The organism is Gordonia pseudamarae (assembly GCF_025273675.1).
GTDB lineage: Bacteria > Actinomycetota > Actinomycetes > Mycobacteriales > Mycobacteriaceae > Gordonia > Gordonia pseudamarae.
Window position 1 is genome coordinate 1959089 of the sequence record NZ_CP045809.1, and the last position, 15517, is coordinate 1974605.

Below are 15517 nucleotides of genomic sequence, written 5' to 3' on the forward strand. Positions count from 1 at the left end.
GACGTGACTGCGGACAAGGAGCGCGGAGTGCTCGATCTGAGGCTGCTGGAGTCGTTTGTGGCCATCGTCGACGAGGGCACCATCAGCGCAGCGGCCGAGTCACTGCACGTCAGCCAGCCCGCGCTGTCACGTCGGCTTCGGGTGCTCGAGGCACAGGTGGGTCAGCAGCTCGTGCATCGATCCAACAAGACGGCCACTCTCACCGATGCGGGCGCGCGGCTGCGCGACAAAGCCCGCACTCTGCTGAATCTGGCCGCGGAAACCATGCGGGAGGTTTCGGCCGAGGGCGACGACATTTCGGGGGAGATCCGCATTGGGGCGGCGGAGAGTGCTGCGTTCCGCGTCATCGCCAGCGTGGCCAAGCAACTGCAGGACCGCCACCCTGCTGTACGCTGCTCGGTCCACTCCGGTGGCGGTCGAGCCGTTGAGGACGGGCTCAGCAGTGGGGAGTTCTCGTTCGGACTCTTCATCGAGCCGTGGGATATCTCCCGCTTCGAGACGACTCAGATGCCGCACCCGGACCGTTGGGGAATCCTCGTCCGCCGAGACTCACCGCTGGCCGACTCCGACAGCTTTGCGCTGGAGGCGTTGGCGGGTCTCGACGTCGTCGCACCGGAGCGCGTGGTGACGCCTACAGGCGTCTCCAGCTGGCTCGGCTCGGCGCCAACGATGAATCTGAAGGGGACATACAACCTGCTCTACAACGCCAAACTCATGGTCGAGGAGGGTGTCGGGGTGGCCATAGGCATCGACGGCATCGTGGGCCGCGCACCGGGTGACACAGTCACGTTCGTCCCGTTCGAGCCGAGCGTGACATCGCGCCTCCATCTGGCCTGGCTACCTGGACGGCGCCTGACCCCTGCCGAGCAGAGGTTCCTGGAACTCATACGTAGCCGACGTTGACGAGAGGTGGTGCTCTCCCGTTGCACCGCCGCCTCGACTCCCGAACCGCGGGGATGGGAGTTGGTGACCGAGGAGTTCTGCTCCGGCGCGGTCGGCCAGTGCGTTCTTCTTGCCGTGGTCAGTCGATCTCGCAACCCACGGGGTGATGCCGGTGGGTACATCCGGCAACGTACCCGGCCGGGGTCTTGTGGCCCGGTGCTGAGTGGCGCTGCCGATGGGTGTGGCCGATCGCGATGGATACCGAGAATGGAGCCCTGCTGATCCACTCGATGTGAGTTTCCGCCCGACGTGCACATCGTCGTTGCGGGGACGCCGAGAACGGCACCGCCCCACCTACATGCGCGCAGGTGGGGCGGAGTCTTATTCGGGGTGAGTGACGGGACTCGAACCCGCGACAGCCAGGATCACAACCTGGTGCTCTACCAACTGAACTACACTCACCATCGGCGTCGGAAACCAGGGCTTGCGCGCCGGGTTCCAGAGCCAGGAACATACTCTAGCGGGTGAGGCGGGCAAAACGCCAATCGATTGTCGAGTGGCGTATTTACGCAGGTCCGAGCGTTTTCACGATCGCGGCGAGGTCGTCGGACTCGGGTCCGGGCTGCGGGACGAAGGCGGCGGCACGGTAGTAGCGCAGTTCGTGGATCGACTCGCGGATGTCGGCGAGCGCCCGGTGGGCCAGACCCTTCTCCGGCTGGCCGAAGTAGATCCGCGGGTACCAGCGTCGGCACAGTTCCTTGATGGAGCTGACATCCACCATGCGGTAGTGCAGGTGAGAGTTGAGTTCGGGCATGTCGCGGGCGATGAAGCCGCGGTCGGTGGCGATCGAGTTGCCGGCCAACGGCACCGCGCCTGTGGTGGTGTATTTGCGCAGGTAGCGGAGCACTTCCTCCTGGGCCTGCTCGATCGTGACGGTCGAGGCGCGCACCTCCTCGGTCAACCCGGAGGCGGCGTGCATCTTGGTGACGACATCGGGCATCTCGGCCAGATCCTCATCCGAGGCGTGGATGACGATGTCCACCCCATCTCCGAGCACATTGAGGTCACCGTCGGTGACGAGCGCCGCGATCTCGATCAATTTGTCCGATTCGAGCCGCAGTCCGGTCATCTCACAGTCGATCCATACAAGTTTGTCCTGCACATCTCGACCTTAGCCGTGCCGATCCGGGCCCGGTCAAAACCCGGGGCAACACCTCTCGTCGCACGGTCCGCGACTAGGGGTGTGGTTCGGCTTACCATCGTGAGGTCCGTGCACACCGCATCCGCCCGTGCACTCGCATCCGCAGACGAGAGGACCCACTGGTGACCGAACCCCACGAGGCCCCACCGATCCCGGCAGCGCCCGTGCCCGACGCCGATCCCGGCAGCGCGCCCGCCGCCGTTCAGGATGTCGCCCCCGCGCCCGCCGCGGGCGGTCCGGCGCAGCAGATCGCCGCCGGGTACGCGTTCTCGGGTGCGGCGCTGGAACTGGGGGCGGTGATGGTCGACGGCGCCGTCGATCCGACTGCCACGGTGCGGATACCGCTGGCGATGATGAACCGGCACGGCATCATCGCCGGGGCCACCGGCACGGGCAAGACCAAAACGTTGCAGGCTATCGCCGAGCAGCTCAGTGCCAACGGTGTGCCCGTGGTGATGGCCGACATCAAGGGCGACCTGTCGGGGCTGTCGCGGCCGGGGGAGTCCAACGACCGCATCGTGACGCGCGCGCAGCAGACCGGGGACGGCTGGGCACCGCAGCAGAATCCGGTGGAGTTCGTCTCGCTCGGCGGCGAGGGCATCGGTGTGCCCATCCGCGCCACCATCACCTCGTTCGGCCCGATTCTGCTCAGCAAGGTTCTCGGGCTGAACGCCACCCAGGAGTCGACGCTCGGCCTGATCTTCCACTGGGCCGACAAGCAGGGTCTGCCGCTGCTGGACCTCAAGGACCTGCGGTCGGTGATCGCCTATCTGACCAGCGACGAGGGCAAGCCCGAACTGAAGGCGATCGGCGGGGTGTCGACGCAGACCGCCGGGGTGATCCTGCGCTCGCTCACCAATCTCGAACACGACGGCGGCGACACCTTCTTCGGCGAACCGGAGATCGAGCCGGCCGACCTGATCCGGCTCGCCGCCGACGGTCGCGGCATCGTCACCCTCTTCGAGCTCGGCGATCAGGCGGCGCGACCCGCGTTGTTCTCGACATTCCTGATGTGGATCCTGGCGGACCTGTTCGAGTTCCTGCCCGAGGTCGGCGACATCGACAAACCCAAGCTTGTGTTCATCTTCGACGAGTCGCATCTGCTGTTCAGCGGGGCGTCGAAGGCATTCGTGGAGCAGGTGGTGCAGACGGTCAAGTTGATCCGGTCCAAGGGGGTGGGTGTGTTCTTCTGCTCGCAGCTGCCCACCGACATCCCCGACGCGGTTCGTTCGCAGCTCGGCGCCCGTATCCAGCACGCGCTGCGGGCTTTCACCCCCGACGACCAGAAGGCTCTCAAGACCACCGTCAAGACGTACCCGGTGTCCGATGTGTACAAGATCGACGAGGCGCTCACCTCGCTCGGGACCGGTGAGGCGATTGTGACGGTGCTCTCGGAGAAGGGCGCGCCGACCCCGGTGGCGTGGACGATGATCCGTGCGCCGCGCTCATCGATGGATGCGGTCGGCGACGACGGTATCAAGGCCGCCGCGACCGCCAGCCCGCTGTACGCCAAGTACGGACAGGCCATCGATCGCGACTCGGCCTATGAGCGGCTCGCGGCGAAAGCGGCCCCGCCGGAGGAACCCGCGCAGCCGCGCGCCAAGACTCCGGCGCCGACCCCGGCGAAGAAGTCCTCCCGCAAGGAGCCGGAGGAGAAGAACATGGTCACCGAGGTGCTGACGAGCAAACCGGTGCAGAGTTTCCTGCGGTCGGCGGCATCGGCGGCGGGCCGCGAGTTCAGCCGGGCGATCTTCGGGACCGGACGCAAGCGCCGACGCTGACACTCGGGGTAGAACACGTTCCACTATTGGGTAGAACACGTTACAATTCTGGTCGTCGAGTCGGTCAGAAGGGTGCGTGCGGGACGTGACACTGAAAGTGATCCAGTGGGCCACCGGATCGGTCGGCCGGGAGGCGGTCGACTGTATCCTCGATCATCCCGATCTCGAATTGGTGGGGTGCTGGGTGCACTCGCCGGAGAAGGCGGGCAAGGACGTCGGCGAGGTGCTGGGGATCGCGCCGACCGGGGTGATCACCACCACCAGCGTCGACGAGATCTGCGCGATCGACGCCGACGCGGTGATGTACAGCCCTCTGGTGGCCAATCCCAAACATGTCAGTGCGCTGCTGCGTTCGGGCAAGAACGTCGTCACGCCGGTCGGCTGGTTCTATCCCGACGCCGAACAGACCCGTCGGATGAACGAGGCCTGCGAGGCCGGCGGTGTCAGCCTGCACGGCACGGGCATGGATCCGGGTGCCATCACCGAGGTGTTCCCGCTGATCATGTCGGCGATGTCCAAGAACGTCACCTTCGTCCGTGGCGAGGAGATCTCCGACATCCGCGGCTACGGATCGCCCGACGTGGTGCGCGACCTCATGATGTTCGGCGGCACCCCGCAGGAGGCTGTCGGCGGGCCGATGCTCGATCTGCTCGACAACGGATATCGCCAGTCGGTTACCATGATCACCGACGCCCTCGGGCTGCCCCGGGCGGCGGTGCGCATCGAGCGGCTGCTCGAGACCGCGGTGGCCACGGAGCCCATCGACTCGCCGATCGGAACCATCGCCCCGGGACATGTTGCCGGGCAACGGTTCTACTGGGACGCCTATGTGGGCGACCACAAGGTCGCCCGAGTGGGGGTCACCTGGCTGATGGGTGAGGAAAACCTCGATCCGCCGTGGGATTTCGGGCCCGACGGTGAGCGCTTCGACATCGAGGTGCGCGGCACCCCGGACACGGTGTTCTCGGTGAGCAGCTGGCACCCCGACACCAACGACGAGGGCCTGGACCGCAACCTCGGGATCGTGGCGACCGCCGCGCACTGCGTCAACGCCATCCCGGTGGTCGTCGCGGCCGCACCCGGTCTGCGCACCTCGCGGGACCTGCCGATGATCACGGGCAAGGCGCACCCCACGCTCCTCGCCGCCGCGGGGCGCGGGTAGCGCGGGGCGTACGGCAGCCGCGCAACGATCTGCCCGGCACCGATCGGTCCGGGCACCGATCGGCCCGACGGGTCCGGGTGCGCACCCGTTTACGATGGCCCCATGGCCATCCCCGCACCATCGCCGTCCGCACGCGCCGTCGTCACCGGCGCATCATCCGGTATCGGCAAGGAACTCGCCCGCGCCCTCGCCGCGCGCGGACACTCCCTGATCATCGTCGCCCGCCGCGGCGAACTGCTCGAAGAGCTTGCCGCCGAACTGCGTTCGGATACCATCGTCGTGGAGATCAGGGCGGTCGATCTCGCGGTGCCCGAGGCCGTCGAGGTGCTCGCGGCAGAACTGGCCGGCCGGGAGATCTCGATCCTGTGCAACAACGCGGGCATCGCCACCTTCGGCCCGGTCAGCGAACTCGACGCCGACTACGAACGCGCCCAGGTCCGGCTGAACGTGACCGCGGTCCACGATCTGACGCTGGCGGTCCTGCCGCAGATGGTTGAGCGCGGTTCCGGCGGCATCCTGATGGTCGGGTCGGCCGCAGGCAATATGCCGATCCCCAACAACGCCACCTATGCCGCCTCCAAGGCGTTCGTCAACACCTTCAGCGAGTCGCTGCGCGGGGAGGTGTCGGGTCAGGGCGTACACGTCACCCTGCTGGCTCCGGGTCCGGTGCGCACGCACACACCGGACCCCGAAGAGCAGTCGATCGTCGACAAGATGGTCCCGGACTTCCTGTGGCACAACTCGGCGGCGGTTGCCCGGATGAGCCTGAATGCGCTCGAACGCAACAAGATGCGGGTGGTGCCCGGCATCCTGTCCAAGGGCATGTCGGTGGCCGGCGGGTACAGCCCCCGTGCCCTGATCACACCGATCGTCGGCGGCTTCTACCGCACACTCGGCGACGGATAGACCGTCCCGCGCCGGGTGGTCAGCCGATACCGGCGGCCACCTCGGTGCCCTGCCGGATGGCGCGTTTGGCATCGAGTTCGGCGGCCACGTCGGCGCCGCCCACGATGTGTGTGCGGACCCCGGCAACGGTCAGCGGATCGACCAGATCCCGAACCGACTCCTGGCCCGCGCAGATCACCACGTTGTCCACCTCCAGCAACCGGGTACCGGTGACGTTGCCCGCCTCGTCGTGGAAGCTCAGATGCAGACCGGCATCGTCGATGCGGTCGTAGGTGGCGCCGGAGATCTGTTCGACACCCTTCATCGCCACGCTCGCCCGATGTACCCAGCCCGAGGTCTTGCCGAGTCCCTTGCCTTGCTTACCCGCCTTGCGTTGGACCAGAAACACTTCGCGGACAGCAGGCAGCGGGCGCGGTTTGGTGACGAAGCCGGGCCGGGACAGATCCTCGCTGACGCCCCATTCCTGTTCCCATTCCTTCAGATTCAGGGTGGGTGACTCGTCCACGGTGAGAAACTCGGTCACATCGAAGCCGATACCGCCGGCGCCGATCACCGCAACCCGTTTGCCCACCTCACGGTGACCGAGCACCGCGTCGGCGTACGACATGACCATCGGGTGATCGACGCCGGGGATATCGGGCCGACGGGGGGTGACCCCGGTGGCGATGACGACGTGATCGAAGTGCTTGTCAATGATCTCCTCGGCGCTCACCCGGGTGTTGAGGTGCACGGTGACCCCGCGCACCTCAAGCTGGCGGGTGAAGTAGCGGATCGTTTCGCTGAACTCCTCCTTGCCGGGGATGCGGGCGGCGATGGAGAACTGGCCACCGATCGACGGCCCGGCCTCGAAGAGATCCACGTGGTGACCGCGCTGGGCCGCGGACACGGCGGCGGACAGCCCGGCCGGTCCGGCGCCGACCACGGCGACCCGCAGTGCGCGCCGGGTGGGGCCGAGGGTCAGCGTGGTCTCGCGGCCGGCCCGCGGATTGAGCAGACACGACACCTTCTTGCCGACGAACGCATGATCGAGGCAGGCCTGATTGCAGGCGATGCAGGTGTTGATCTCGTCGGCGTGGCCGTCGCGGGCCTTGTTGGGCAGGTCCGGGTCGGCCAACAAGGGCCGGGCCATCGAGATGGCGTCGACACGGCCGCGTTCGAGGATCTCCTCGGCCACCTCGGGGGTGTTGATGCGGTTGCTGGCGATCAACGGGATGCTGACCTCGTCACGGAGCCGCTCGGTGAACTTCACGAACGCCGCGCGGGGAACCGAGGTGACGATGGTGGGAACCTGCGCCTCGTGCCAGCCGATGTCGGTGTTGATCGCGTCGACACCGCACTCCTCGGCTTTGCGGGCCATGTCGGCGATCTCGTCCCAGGTTTGGCCTTTGCGGATGAAGTCGGCGATGGATTGGCGCAGGATCACTGGGAAATCGCGGGGGACCTGACGGCGGATCTCCTTGATTATCTCCACGAGGAATCGTTGCCGGTTCTCGGTGCAGCCGCCCCACTTGTCGGTGCGGTCGTTGGTGTGCGGGCACAGGAACTGATTGATCAGATAGCCTTCGCCACCCATGATCTCCACGGCGTCGTAACCGGCCTGCCGGGCCCGACGGGCGGCCTGGCCGAACGAGCGGACGACGTGCCAGATGATGGGTTCGGTCATCCGCAGATGTTTGAACGGATGAATCGGTGACGGATCTTTGCCCGGTGCGACCTTGAACGGCGTGTAGCCGTAGCGCCCGGCGTGGATGAGCTGCATCGCGATACGGCCGTCGGCCCGGTGTACGGCACGGGTGATCCGGCGGTGCCGTTCGACGTCGAGACGGTTGGTGATCTTGCCAGCGAACGGCAGCAGCAGTCCTGTCCGCGAAACCCCGAATCCTCCGGTGATGATCAGGCCCACACCGCCTTTGGCGCGTTCGGCGTAGTACGCTCCGAGCTTGTCGGTGTCCCAGATGCGGTCCTCGAGCCCGGTGTGCATCGACCCCATCACGATGCGGTTGGGCAGGGTCAGACCGCCGACGGTCAGGGGCTCGAACAGTTTCGGGTAATTCGGGTTGGGAGTCGTGGGGGCTGTCATGGCTCCGCCTTTCATGAGTTTACCGATGGTGGCCGGCTGCCGGCGTTGCTCGCCGGGATCAGCCTTGGGAAAGTTCGCGTTCGAGTGCGGAGAGGACCTCGTCGCACCACTCGACCATGCTCTGCTCTACGCGGATTCCGCCGCGCAGCACCAGGTACTGGTGCAGCTTGCGTCCGGTCAGGTCCGCAGGCGCGGGGTAGTAGTCGCTTTCGAAGCCGGAGAACAGCGACAGCAGCGCCACGTGCTCGTCACGGTGCCGTTTCAGTTCCCCGATAATGGTCGCGAGGTCGCCGAATTCGGCGGCACGCAGTTTGACCCCGAGGTCGCTGCGCAGGGGGGAGACGGGAGTGGGGCTCATCGCCCATTCAGCCAATGCCTCGCGCCCCTGATCGGAGAGGGTGTACACCTTCTTGTCCGGACGCCCGTCCTGGGCGATCGCCTCGAAGGCGACCAAGCCGTCGGCGTGGAGCTTCTTGAGAGTGCGATAGATCTGCTGGTGGGTGGCCGACCAGAAGTGACCGATCGACCGGTCGAACTGCCGGCCGATCTCATATCCGGTGCCGGGGCGTTCGGCCAACGACACCATGATCGCGTGTTCTAGCGCCATACCCGCACTATACCTGTGCACCAATGCACTATGCAACAAGGAGACTATGCAACAAGTTGACTATGCAGCCAGGGGTCGATGAGACCGGGGCCAGTGGAACCGGGGGACGATTGCAACTGAGGGACTGGGGCAACTGAGGGACTGGGGCACCGACTGGTTTGTTCAGCCCGTGACCTGGTGTATCCGCCCGTCGCTCAGCTCTACGATGTCGTCGGCGATCGCCGCGACGGCGCTGTCGTGGGTGATCAGCAGCGTGGTGCGGCCGGCCGTGAGCCGATGCAGTGGTTCGAGAATGCGGCGCGTGGACACATCGTCCAGACCCGAGGTCGGTTCGTCGAGCACCAAAACGGGACCCTCGCGCAGTAGCGCCCGTGCGATGGCCAGGCGCCGGCGTTGCCCGCCCGACAGGGTCAGCCCGTCCTCTGTGAGCAGGGCGTCGTAGCCGCCGGGCAACGCCCGGATGAACCCGTCGGCGTCGGCGGCCACCGCTGCGTCGACGATCTGCGCACGGGTCGCCTCGGGTCGGCCGTAGGCGATGTTGTCGGCGATCGAGCCGGCCTTCAGGGCGGTCTGCTGGGGAAGCAGGGTGATGTGTTCGCGCAGCGACCGCGCCGTCACCTCACGGATATCGTTGCCCGACACCGTGATCGTTCCCCGGTCGGGAGAGGTGAACCGGCACAGCAGGGAGGCCAGCGTCGACTTGCCCGCGCCGCTCGGGCCGGTCAGCGCGACGATGCGTCCAGGTTTCAGCGTCAGCGACGCCCCGTCCAGGACCGGGCCGTGATCGCGGACCAGGGTGACGTTCCGGATCTCGACGGTGACACCCCGGACATCGACGTCCCGGACACCGACATCCCGGACACCGACATCCCGGACACCGAGGGGGCCGTCCCCGCGCAGCGGCCGCGCGTCGGGCAGATCGGTGTCGTCAGGGCGTTCGTCGAGGATGTCCAGGATGCGTTCGGCGCTGACCGCGGCGGCGGCCATCGACAATCTCGTGTCCGCGATCTCCTGCATCTTCGGGTACAGCAGCGCGAGATAGCCGGTCAGCGCCAGCAACTCGCCGACCGAGAGGTGTCCGGCGCGCACCTGCCAGGCACCGGTCACCGCGATGGCCAGGGTGACCACGACTTCTCCGACCCCCAGCACCGACCCGAAACCGAGTTCGATCCGCGACTGGGCCAGGCGTGCGGCCATCCAGGCCTTGCCGCGCAGGTGCAGGTCGGCGTGCTCGCGCCGCTGCTGGTTGTAGGCGACGGCCGTTTCGTGGCCGGTGAGCGCGGTGGTCACCGCGACCGCGATATCGCTGTTGGCCAGACGTTCGGCGCGCGTGGCCGAGGTCTGCCGCCGGCCGAACCAGGCCGAGGCGAACCACAGTCCGGGGATGGCGGCCAGCGCCACCAGTGCGACCTGCCAGCTCATCACGAACGCGACCACGGCGAGCCCGGCGACGTTCACCGAGGCGATGGCCAGCTGCAGGATCCCGGAGCCGAGGAGGTGTTCGACGGCGTCGAGGTCGTCGGAGTGCCGGGTGACCAGGTCACCCACCCCGTAGCGCCGATGGGTGGACACCGACAGTTGCTGGGTGTGCGCGAACAGTCTGTCGCGTAGGCGGAGCACCACCCGCTCGGACACGCCGAGCGCGGTCATCTGCCCGGCGTAGTCGGCACCCGTGGACACGGTGGTGATCGCGAGCCACACCGCGGCGAGTACCGCCACCTCGGTGAACGTGGTCGCGTCCAGGGTGCCGTTGATGATGTCGGCCAGCACGAACACCGACACCGTCTCGGCGATCGCCGAGAACAGCAGCAACACTCCCGCGCCGAGGTAGCACCTGCCCTCGCCCGCTGTGGCGGCGCGCAGCCGCCGCCACAGCGTGCGCATGGTGGGGGCCTGGCTGTTGGCGGGCTGGTCGTCGTGCATGGCTGCTTTCAAGGGAGACGCGGTGTCCGGCGTTCGGTGTGCGGACACATTTCGCGCCCGGGACCACGGTGCGGTCCCGGGCGCGAGAAATGAGGGGATTCAGTGGGCCGGTATCACTGCCAGACCCAGTCCCAGCGCCGCTGTGCCGGATTCCACCGACGCACACGGCGGCGGCGGGTAGTGTTTCCGCGCGAACGGTTCTTCGGGGGGGCACCATGATTCGGCATCGATTTCCTTTCGTCGCGCCGGCTTCGTCGCCGACACCGATGACTGTAGGAACCGAACCTGCCCGTCCCCTTGGCCGCAACTGTCAGTTGTCTGGACGCGGCGACGCACGATGTGCCCACCGGCTGCGGACGACGAAACGCCGTCGGGATCGCCGTGTGGGCGACCCCGACGGCGTCGTCGAGATCCGATCGATCAGGCCTGCAGCATCAGGATCCCGAGCGCGATCAGGGCGGGCACTTTGACCAGTTCGAGACCCACGTAGACGAAGTGGATCTTGCTGCGGTGTGAGTGGTCGCCGCCGGCGAGGATCGCATCCGAGCGTTTGGTCAGTACGGGCCGGACCCCGATGATCTGGGCGGCGAGTGCGGCCACCGCCACGGCCAGCGCCACCACGATGCCGGTGTCGGCGAACGAGCCGACGGCCAGCGTGATGATCAAAACCACCGCCCAAACCGTCTCGACACTATTGAGCGCGCGAAACACCAAGCGCCCGATGCCCAATCCGAGTGGAATCGTAATTCCCGGCGCCCGGAACTTCAGCGGGGCCTCGATGAACGAGATCGCGCACACCATGCCCAGCCACACGAAGGTGACGGCCACGGCCAGTGCCTGGGCGCCGGACATCATGCCGCCCCGACGCGAACCAGTTCGGGACCGAAGGTCTCGTAGTGGATCTGGTTCTCCGGAATGCCACGGTCGATCAGCTGTGCCCGGATCGCGCTGAGGAACTCGGCCGGACCGCACAGTAGTGCATGCGAATCATCTTGCAGATCAACCCCTTCCAGGTTCATGAAGCCGGTGCGCACCCGATCGGAGGCACCGGGGACGTGGCCCTCCTCGTACCACTGGGTCAGCTGTGCGTTCGGCAGCTGCTCGACGAGGGCGGCCAATTGTCCGCGGTGCGGCTGGCGCGCGCGGGAGCGATCGGCGTGCAGAACGGTGATGTGCCGTGAATCCTGCTGGGCGGCAAGCGCGGTGAGCACACCGATCGCCGGGGTGCAGCCGATGCCCGCCGAGGCGATCAGCAGCGGTGTTCCGTCGTCGGGGACCACCAGGTCGCCGAACGGGGTGCTCACGTGCAGGGTGTCGCCCTCGAAGACCTGCTCGTGCAGGAACCCGGACACCTCGCCGACGTTCTTGATGCTGATCTGCCAGTCCGGCCGGTCGGTGGCCCCGGTGAGTGAGTACTGGCGGATCTGGCGGGCACCGTCGGCGAGTGGAACCTGCACCGAAATATACTGTCCGGCATGGAAAGACGGCAACGGTGAGCCGTCGGTGGCGGCGATGGTCAGCGAGATGGTGTCGGGGGACTGGTACTGCCGCCCGGTGACCACCACATCACGCCACACGTCGCCGGGTGCCACGCCGGCCTGCTGGTACAGGTGGTTCTCCTCGGTGATCAGCGCGTCGGCCATCTGCCAGTACAGGGCGTCCCAGGCCTCGGCCACCTCCGGTGTCACCGCCTCGCCGAGAACATCGACGATGGCTTCGAACAGGTACTTGTGGACGATCTGGTACTGATCGCGGGTGATGCCCAGCGACGCGTGCTTGTGGGCGATGCGCTTCAGGATGAACTGCTGCCGCGCCCGGTCCGGGACCAGCTGCAGCTGGGCGTAGGCGGCGACAGAACCCGCCAGCGCCTGCGGCTGCGCGCCGGTCTTCTGGTGTGTCCGGTTGAACAGATTGTCCAGCAGATCGGGGTGTGCGCCGAACAGACGTCCGTAGAAGTTCGGCGTGATCTCGGGGATCGCGGCGCCGACCGCGGGCAGGGTGGCCTCGATGGTTGCGAGATGCGATTCGGACAGCATGGCTACTCCAATCTGTGCCGGGGGCTTTCCGGCTGTTTCGATGCCCAGGCGGTCGGCCTGGGGTGAGTCTGGGGTGAGTCTGGGGTCGGGGACTATCCGGTGCCGACGTCGGTGTCGGTGATCTTGAGGACGGAAGAGCTTGTCCAGGTGGGCTTTCCAAGACTGAGCAACGTTGCTCGGGTGGGCGGCCCGGTGAGTTCGTCGATCGTGTGCTCATCAAGCGCGTCGTAAAAGGCGGCCTGCGCCTGGGCAAGGGCCTTACGTAGCCGGCAGGCGCCCTTCAGCGGGCAGGGTTGCGGCCCTTCGCAATCGACGACCTCGCCCTCTCCTTCGAGCTTGCGGGCCAGCCAGCCCACCCGGGCGGTGCGACCCAGCTCGGTGATCGCGACACCCCCGGTACGCCCGCGCCGCGAGTGGACGATGCCGAGCTCGGCGAGCCGGCTGACGACCTTGGCCACGTGTGTGTACGGGACGGCCAACTCCGCCGCCAGATCCCGGGAGGTGAGCGCGGTGTCCGCCGGGGCGGTGACCAGACGCATCACGACCCGGAGTCCGATGTCGGTGAAGCGGGTGAGTTGCATGAACCCAGATAACTAAATTGGTATCTGGGATGTCAATTAAAAAGTGAGCCGGGTCACCGTCATTCGGGAGAAGATGAGGACAAGGTCCCTCGGTACCGGGTAGGACTGCTCAGCGCAGCAGTCGGTCACCGGCCCGCAACAGCGCACTGGGCAGCGTTCTGCCGATCAGACGCTGCGCGATCCTCGCCGCCGCGATCGCCCGCTCCAGATCGACATCCACCGCGATTCCGCTGTCGCGCAACATGTAGACGAGGTCCTCGGTGGCGATGTTGCCGCTGGCACCCGGCGCGAAAGGGCAGCCGCCCACGCCGCCGACGGATGCGTCGAGCCGGTTCACCCCGGCCAGCACCGCCGCGTAGGCGCTGGCCAGCCCGGTCCCGCGGGTGTTGTGGAAATGGCAACCCAGGGGCAACCCTCCGATCGCCGGGCGCACCCGGTCGAGTAAGGCGGTCACCCTTCCTGGCGTCGTGGTGCCGATCGTGTCGGCGACGGCGATCCGGTCGGCTCCCGACTCCACCGCCGCGTCGACGATGCGCAGCACCCGTTCGGCCGGCGTCGGACCGTCGAACGGGCAGTCCCACGCGGTGGCGATGATGACCTCCACGGTCGCGTTCGCGTCATGGGCGATCGCCGCGATCTCGGGGATCGCGGCCGTGGCGGCGGCGCTGTCGCGCCCCACATTGGCACGGCTGTGCGCATCGGCGGCCGACACCACGTACTCGATCGAGTTCAGGCCCGCGTCCAGAGCCCTGCGTGCCCCGTTGGGGCTGGCCACCAGGGCAGAAAAGGCGATGTCGGGAAAGCGCGCGAGCTCGGCGGCGAAATCCGGCGCGTCGGCGAGCGCGGGCACCTTGCTCGGCGAGACGAAGGCGGTCGCCTCGACCTCGGTGACACCCGTGGCCGCGATGGCCTCCAGGAGTTCGACCTTCGCCTCGGTGGGGATCGGTTCCTCGATCTGCAGGCCGTCGCGCAGCGCGACCTCCCGTAATGTCACATGCGTCGCGGTCACAGAACCCCCTCCTCGCTCAAACGGGCCAGTTCCCGCTCGGAGTACCCGAGCAGGTCTCGGTAGACCTCGGCGTTGTCCCGGCCGAGTCGGGCGGGCCCGGCGTTGCGGACCGAGCCCGGCGATTCCGACAGCTTCGGAATGATTCCGGGTCCCTTGACATTTCGGTTCACACGTTCGTCCCAGTGATCGACGATCATCTCCCGGGCGATCAACTGGGGATCGTTGACCACCTCGGCGACGGTGTTGATCGGTCCGGCGATCACGCCCGCCGCCGACAGCGTGCCGATGAGATCGGCGGGGGAGTGCAGCGCCGCCCACGCGCCGATGATCTCGTCGAGGCGGTCCTGATTGCGCCCGCGTGCGAGATGATCGGCGTAGTCGGGGTCGTCGGCCAGTTCGGGCCGTCCCATCGCGGCGCACAATCGGCGGAACACGGTGTCCTGGTTGGCGGCGATCACGATCCAGCTGCCGTCGGCGGCCCGATAGATGTTGGACGGGGCGATGCCCTCCAGGCGGGTTCCGGACGGGCCGCGCACCACACCGCCCACGTCGTAGTCGGGAATCGTCGACTCCTGCACCGCCAGACACGCTTCGATCAATGCCGTGTCCACCACCTGGCCGCGGCCGGTGACGGTGCGGCGGTACAACGCGGCGAGTGCGCCCTGTGCGGCGAACATGCCGGCCAGCGAGTCGCCGAGGGAGATCGCCAGACGTGGCGGCGGGGCATCGGGAAAGCCGTTCATGTGCCGAAGTCCGCTCGCGGCCTCGGCGACGGAGGCATAGCCGGGTTTGTGGGCGTCGGGGCCGGTCTGCCCGTAACCCGAGATCCGGACCAGGATCAGGCCCGGATTCGTCTCGGACAGCACGTCATAGCCGAGATCCCACTTCTCGAGAGTGCCCGGACGGAAATTCTCCACCACGATGTCGGATCGGCCGACCAGGTCGAGGAAGATCCGGCGGCCCCCCGGCTTGCGGAGATCGAGGGTGATCGACCTCTTGTTGCGTGCGTGCACCGTCCACAGAAATCGGTGACCGTCGAGTTCGGCCTGCCCCCACGTCCGGATGGGATCGGGCCGACCGGGCGGTTCGATCTTGATGACATCGGCGCCCATGTCGCCGAGCAGGCGCCCGGCGAACGGCCCGGAGATCAAGGTGCCGATCTCGATCACGCGAATGCCGTCGAGTGCTCCGGTGGTCACTGTGTGCTCCGTCCGTGAGATTGTGCGAATCCGTGGGATTGCGCAGGGATCCTGCCCGAGCGCCACAACCGCGGACGCTACAACCTCGAACGCTACAACACAGGCCTCCTCTGGCGTTCCGCGCGCGCGACCTGGCTTTGGCTGCAACAC

The 15517-nt window shown here is 67.2% G+C and carries 13 protein-coding genes and 1 tRNA gene; 4 read left to right on the forward strand and 10 right to left on the reverse strand.

Features of this window, described 5'->3' with window-relative positions:
• Positions 1 to 3 precede the first annotated feature (3 nt).
• Positions 4 to 903, forward strand: coding sequence for a LysR family transcriptional regulator (locus tag GII31_RS08635; RefSeq protein WP_213248608.1), 900 nt, complete (start codon positions 4 to 6; stop codon positions 901 to 903).
• Positions 904 to 1271: 368 nt separating this feature from the next.
• Here GII31_RS08635 and GII31_RS08640 read toward each other — a convergent pair.
• A tRNA-His gene (locus GII31_RS08640) sits at positions 1272 to 1344 on the reverse strand.
• Positions 1345 to 1447: 103 nt separating this feature from the next.
• Positions 1448 to 2044, reverse strand: a complete 597-nt coding sequence (gene orn / locus GII31_RS08645; protein WP_213248610.1) for an oligoribonuclease — start codon at positions 2042 to 2044, stop codon at positions 1448 to 1450.
• A 161-nt stretch (positions 2045 to 2205) separates the two neighbouring features.
• On the opposite strand from orn, the gene GII31_RS08650 reads away from it, so the two are divergent.
• The 3 genes from GII31_RS08650 (at position 2206) to cmrA (ending at position 5932) form a co-directional block, all read left to right on the forward strand.
• Positions 2206 to 3864: a helicase HerA-like domain-containing protein gene (locus GII31_RS08650; protein WP_407649930.1), complete on the forward strand. Its 1659-nt coding sequence runs from the start codon at positions 2206 to 2208 to the stop codon at positions 3862 to 3864.
• 85 nt (positions 3865 to 3949) lie between these two features.
• Positions 3950 to 5026, forward strand: a complete 1077-nt coding sequence (locus tag GII31_RS08655) for an NAD(P)H-dependent amine dehydrogenase family protein (protein ID WP_213248612.1) — start codon at positions 3950 to 3952, stop codon at positions 5024 to 5026.
• A 102-nt stretch (positions 5027 to 5128) separates the two neighbouring features.
• Positions 5129 to 5932 carry a mycolate reductase gene (gene cmrA / locus GII31_RS08660; protein ID WP_213248614.1) on the forward strand — a complete coding sequence of 268 codons (804 nt, stop codon included), beginning with the start codon at positions 5129 to 5131 and terminating at the stop codon, positions 5930 to 5932.
• Between the two features lie 19 nt (positions 5933 to 5951).
• On the opposite strand, the gene GII31_RS08665 is transcribed toward cmrA, so the two are convergent.
• From GII31_RS08665 to GII31_RS08700, 8 genes are all read right to left on the reverse strand, one after another.
• Positions 5952 to 8012: an NADPH-dependent 2,4-dienoyl-CoA reductase gene (locus tag GII31_RS08665; RefSeq protein WP_213248616.1), complete on the reverse strand. Its 2061-nt coding sequence runs from the start codon at positions 8010 to 8012 to the stop codon at positions 5952 to 5954.
• A 58-nt stretch (positions 8013 to 8070) separates the two neighbouring features.
• Positions 8071 to 8619 carry a PadR family transcriptional regulator gene (locus GII31_RS08670; RefSeq protein WP_213248618.1) on the reverse strand — a complete coding sequence of 183 codons (549 nt, stop codon included), beginning with the start codon at positions 8617 to 8619 and terminating at the stop codon, positions 8071 to 8073.
• Between the two features lie 162 nt (positions 8620 to 8781).
• A complete protein-coding gene (locus GII31_RS08675; protein ID WP_407649931.1) occupies positions 8782 to 10542 on the reverse strand; it encodes an ABC transporter ATP-binding protein in 1761 nt (586 codons plus the stop codon).
• A gap of 420 nt (positions 10543 to 10962) precedes the next feature.
• The gene (locus GII31_RS08680) at positions 10963 to 11394 is read right to left on the reverse strand and encodes a hypothetical protein (RefSeq protein ID WP_213250066.1); all 432 of its coding nucleotides are present in this window, start codon (positions 11392 to 11394) and stop codon (positions 10963 to 10965) included.
• Entirely contained in the window at positions 11394 to 12578 is a 1185-nt protein-coding gene (locus tag GII31_RS08685; RefSeq protein ID WP_213248620.1) for a globin domain-containing protein, read from the reverse strand. The genes GII31_RS08680 and GII31_RS08685 overlap by 1 nt, the downstream gene beginning before the upstream one ends.
• 92 nt (positions 12579 to 12670) lie before the next feature.
• Positions 12671 to 13159 (reverse strand): RrF2 family transcriptional regulator, encoded by a 489-nt coding sequence (locus GII31_RS08690; protein ID WP_260840384.1) that lies wholly within the window; start codon positions 13157 to 13159, stop codon positions 12671 to 12673.
• A 109-nt stretch (positions 13160 to 13268) separates the two neighbouring features.
• On the reverse strand, positions 13269 to 14168 hold the full coding sequence (locus GII31_RS08695) for a hydroxymethylglutaryl-CoA lyase (protein ID WP_213248624.1): 900 nt from the start codon (positions 14166 to 14168) through the stop codon (positions 13269 to 13271).
• Entirely contained in the window at positions 14165 to 15367 is a 1203-nt protein-coding gene (locus GII31_RS08700; protein ID WP_260840385.1) for a CaiB/BaiF CoA transferase family protein, read from the reverse strand. Before GII31_RS08700 ends, GII31_RS08695 begins: the two co-directional genes overlap by 4 nt.
• Between the last annotated feature and the right edge of the window lie 150 nt (positions 15368 to 15517).

Excerpts from the sequence above, each read along its gene's own strand:
- cmrA (WP_213248614.1), top strand. The coding sequence starts at position 5,129 with ATGGCCATCCCCGCACCATCGCCGTCCGCACGCGCCGTCGTCACCGGC.
- GII31_RS08665 (WP_213248616.1), bottom strand. The coding sequence starts at position 8,012 with ATGACAGCCCCCACGACTCCCAACCCGAATTACCCGAAACTGTTCGAG.
- GII31_RS08670 (WP_213248618.1), bottom strand. The coding sequence starts at position 8,619 with ATGGCGCTAGAACACGCGATCATGGTGTCGTTGGCCGAACGCCCCGGC.
- GII31_RS08675 (WP_407649931.1), bottom strand. The coding sequence starts at position 10,542 with ATGCACGACGACCAGCCCGCCAACAGCCAGGCCCCCACCATGCGCACG.
- GII31_RS08680 (WP_213250066.1), bottom strand. The coding sequence starts at position 11,394 with ATGTCCGGCGCCCAGGCACTGGCCGTGGCCGTCACCTTCGTGTGGCTG.
- GII31_RS08685 (WP_213248620.1), bottom strand. The coding sequence starts at position 12,578 with ATGCTGTCCGAATCGCATCTCGCAACCATCGAGGCCACCCTGCCCGCG.
- GII31_RS08690 (WP_260840384.1), bottom strand. The coding sequence starts at position 13,159 with ATGCAACTCACCCGCTTCACCGACATCGGACTCCGGGTCGTGATGCGT.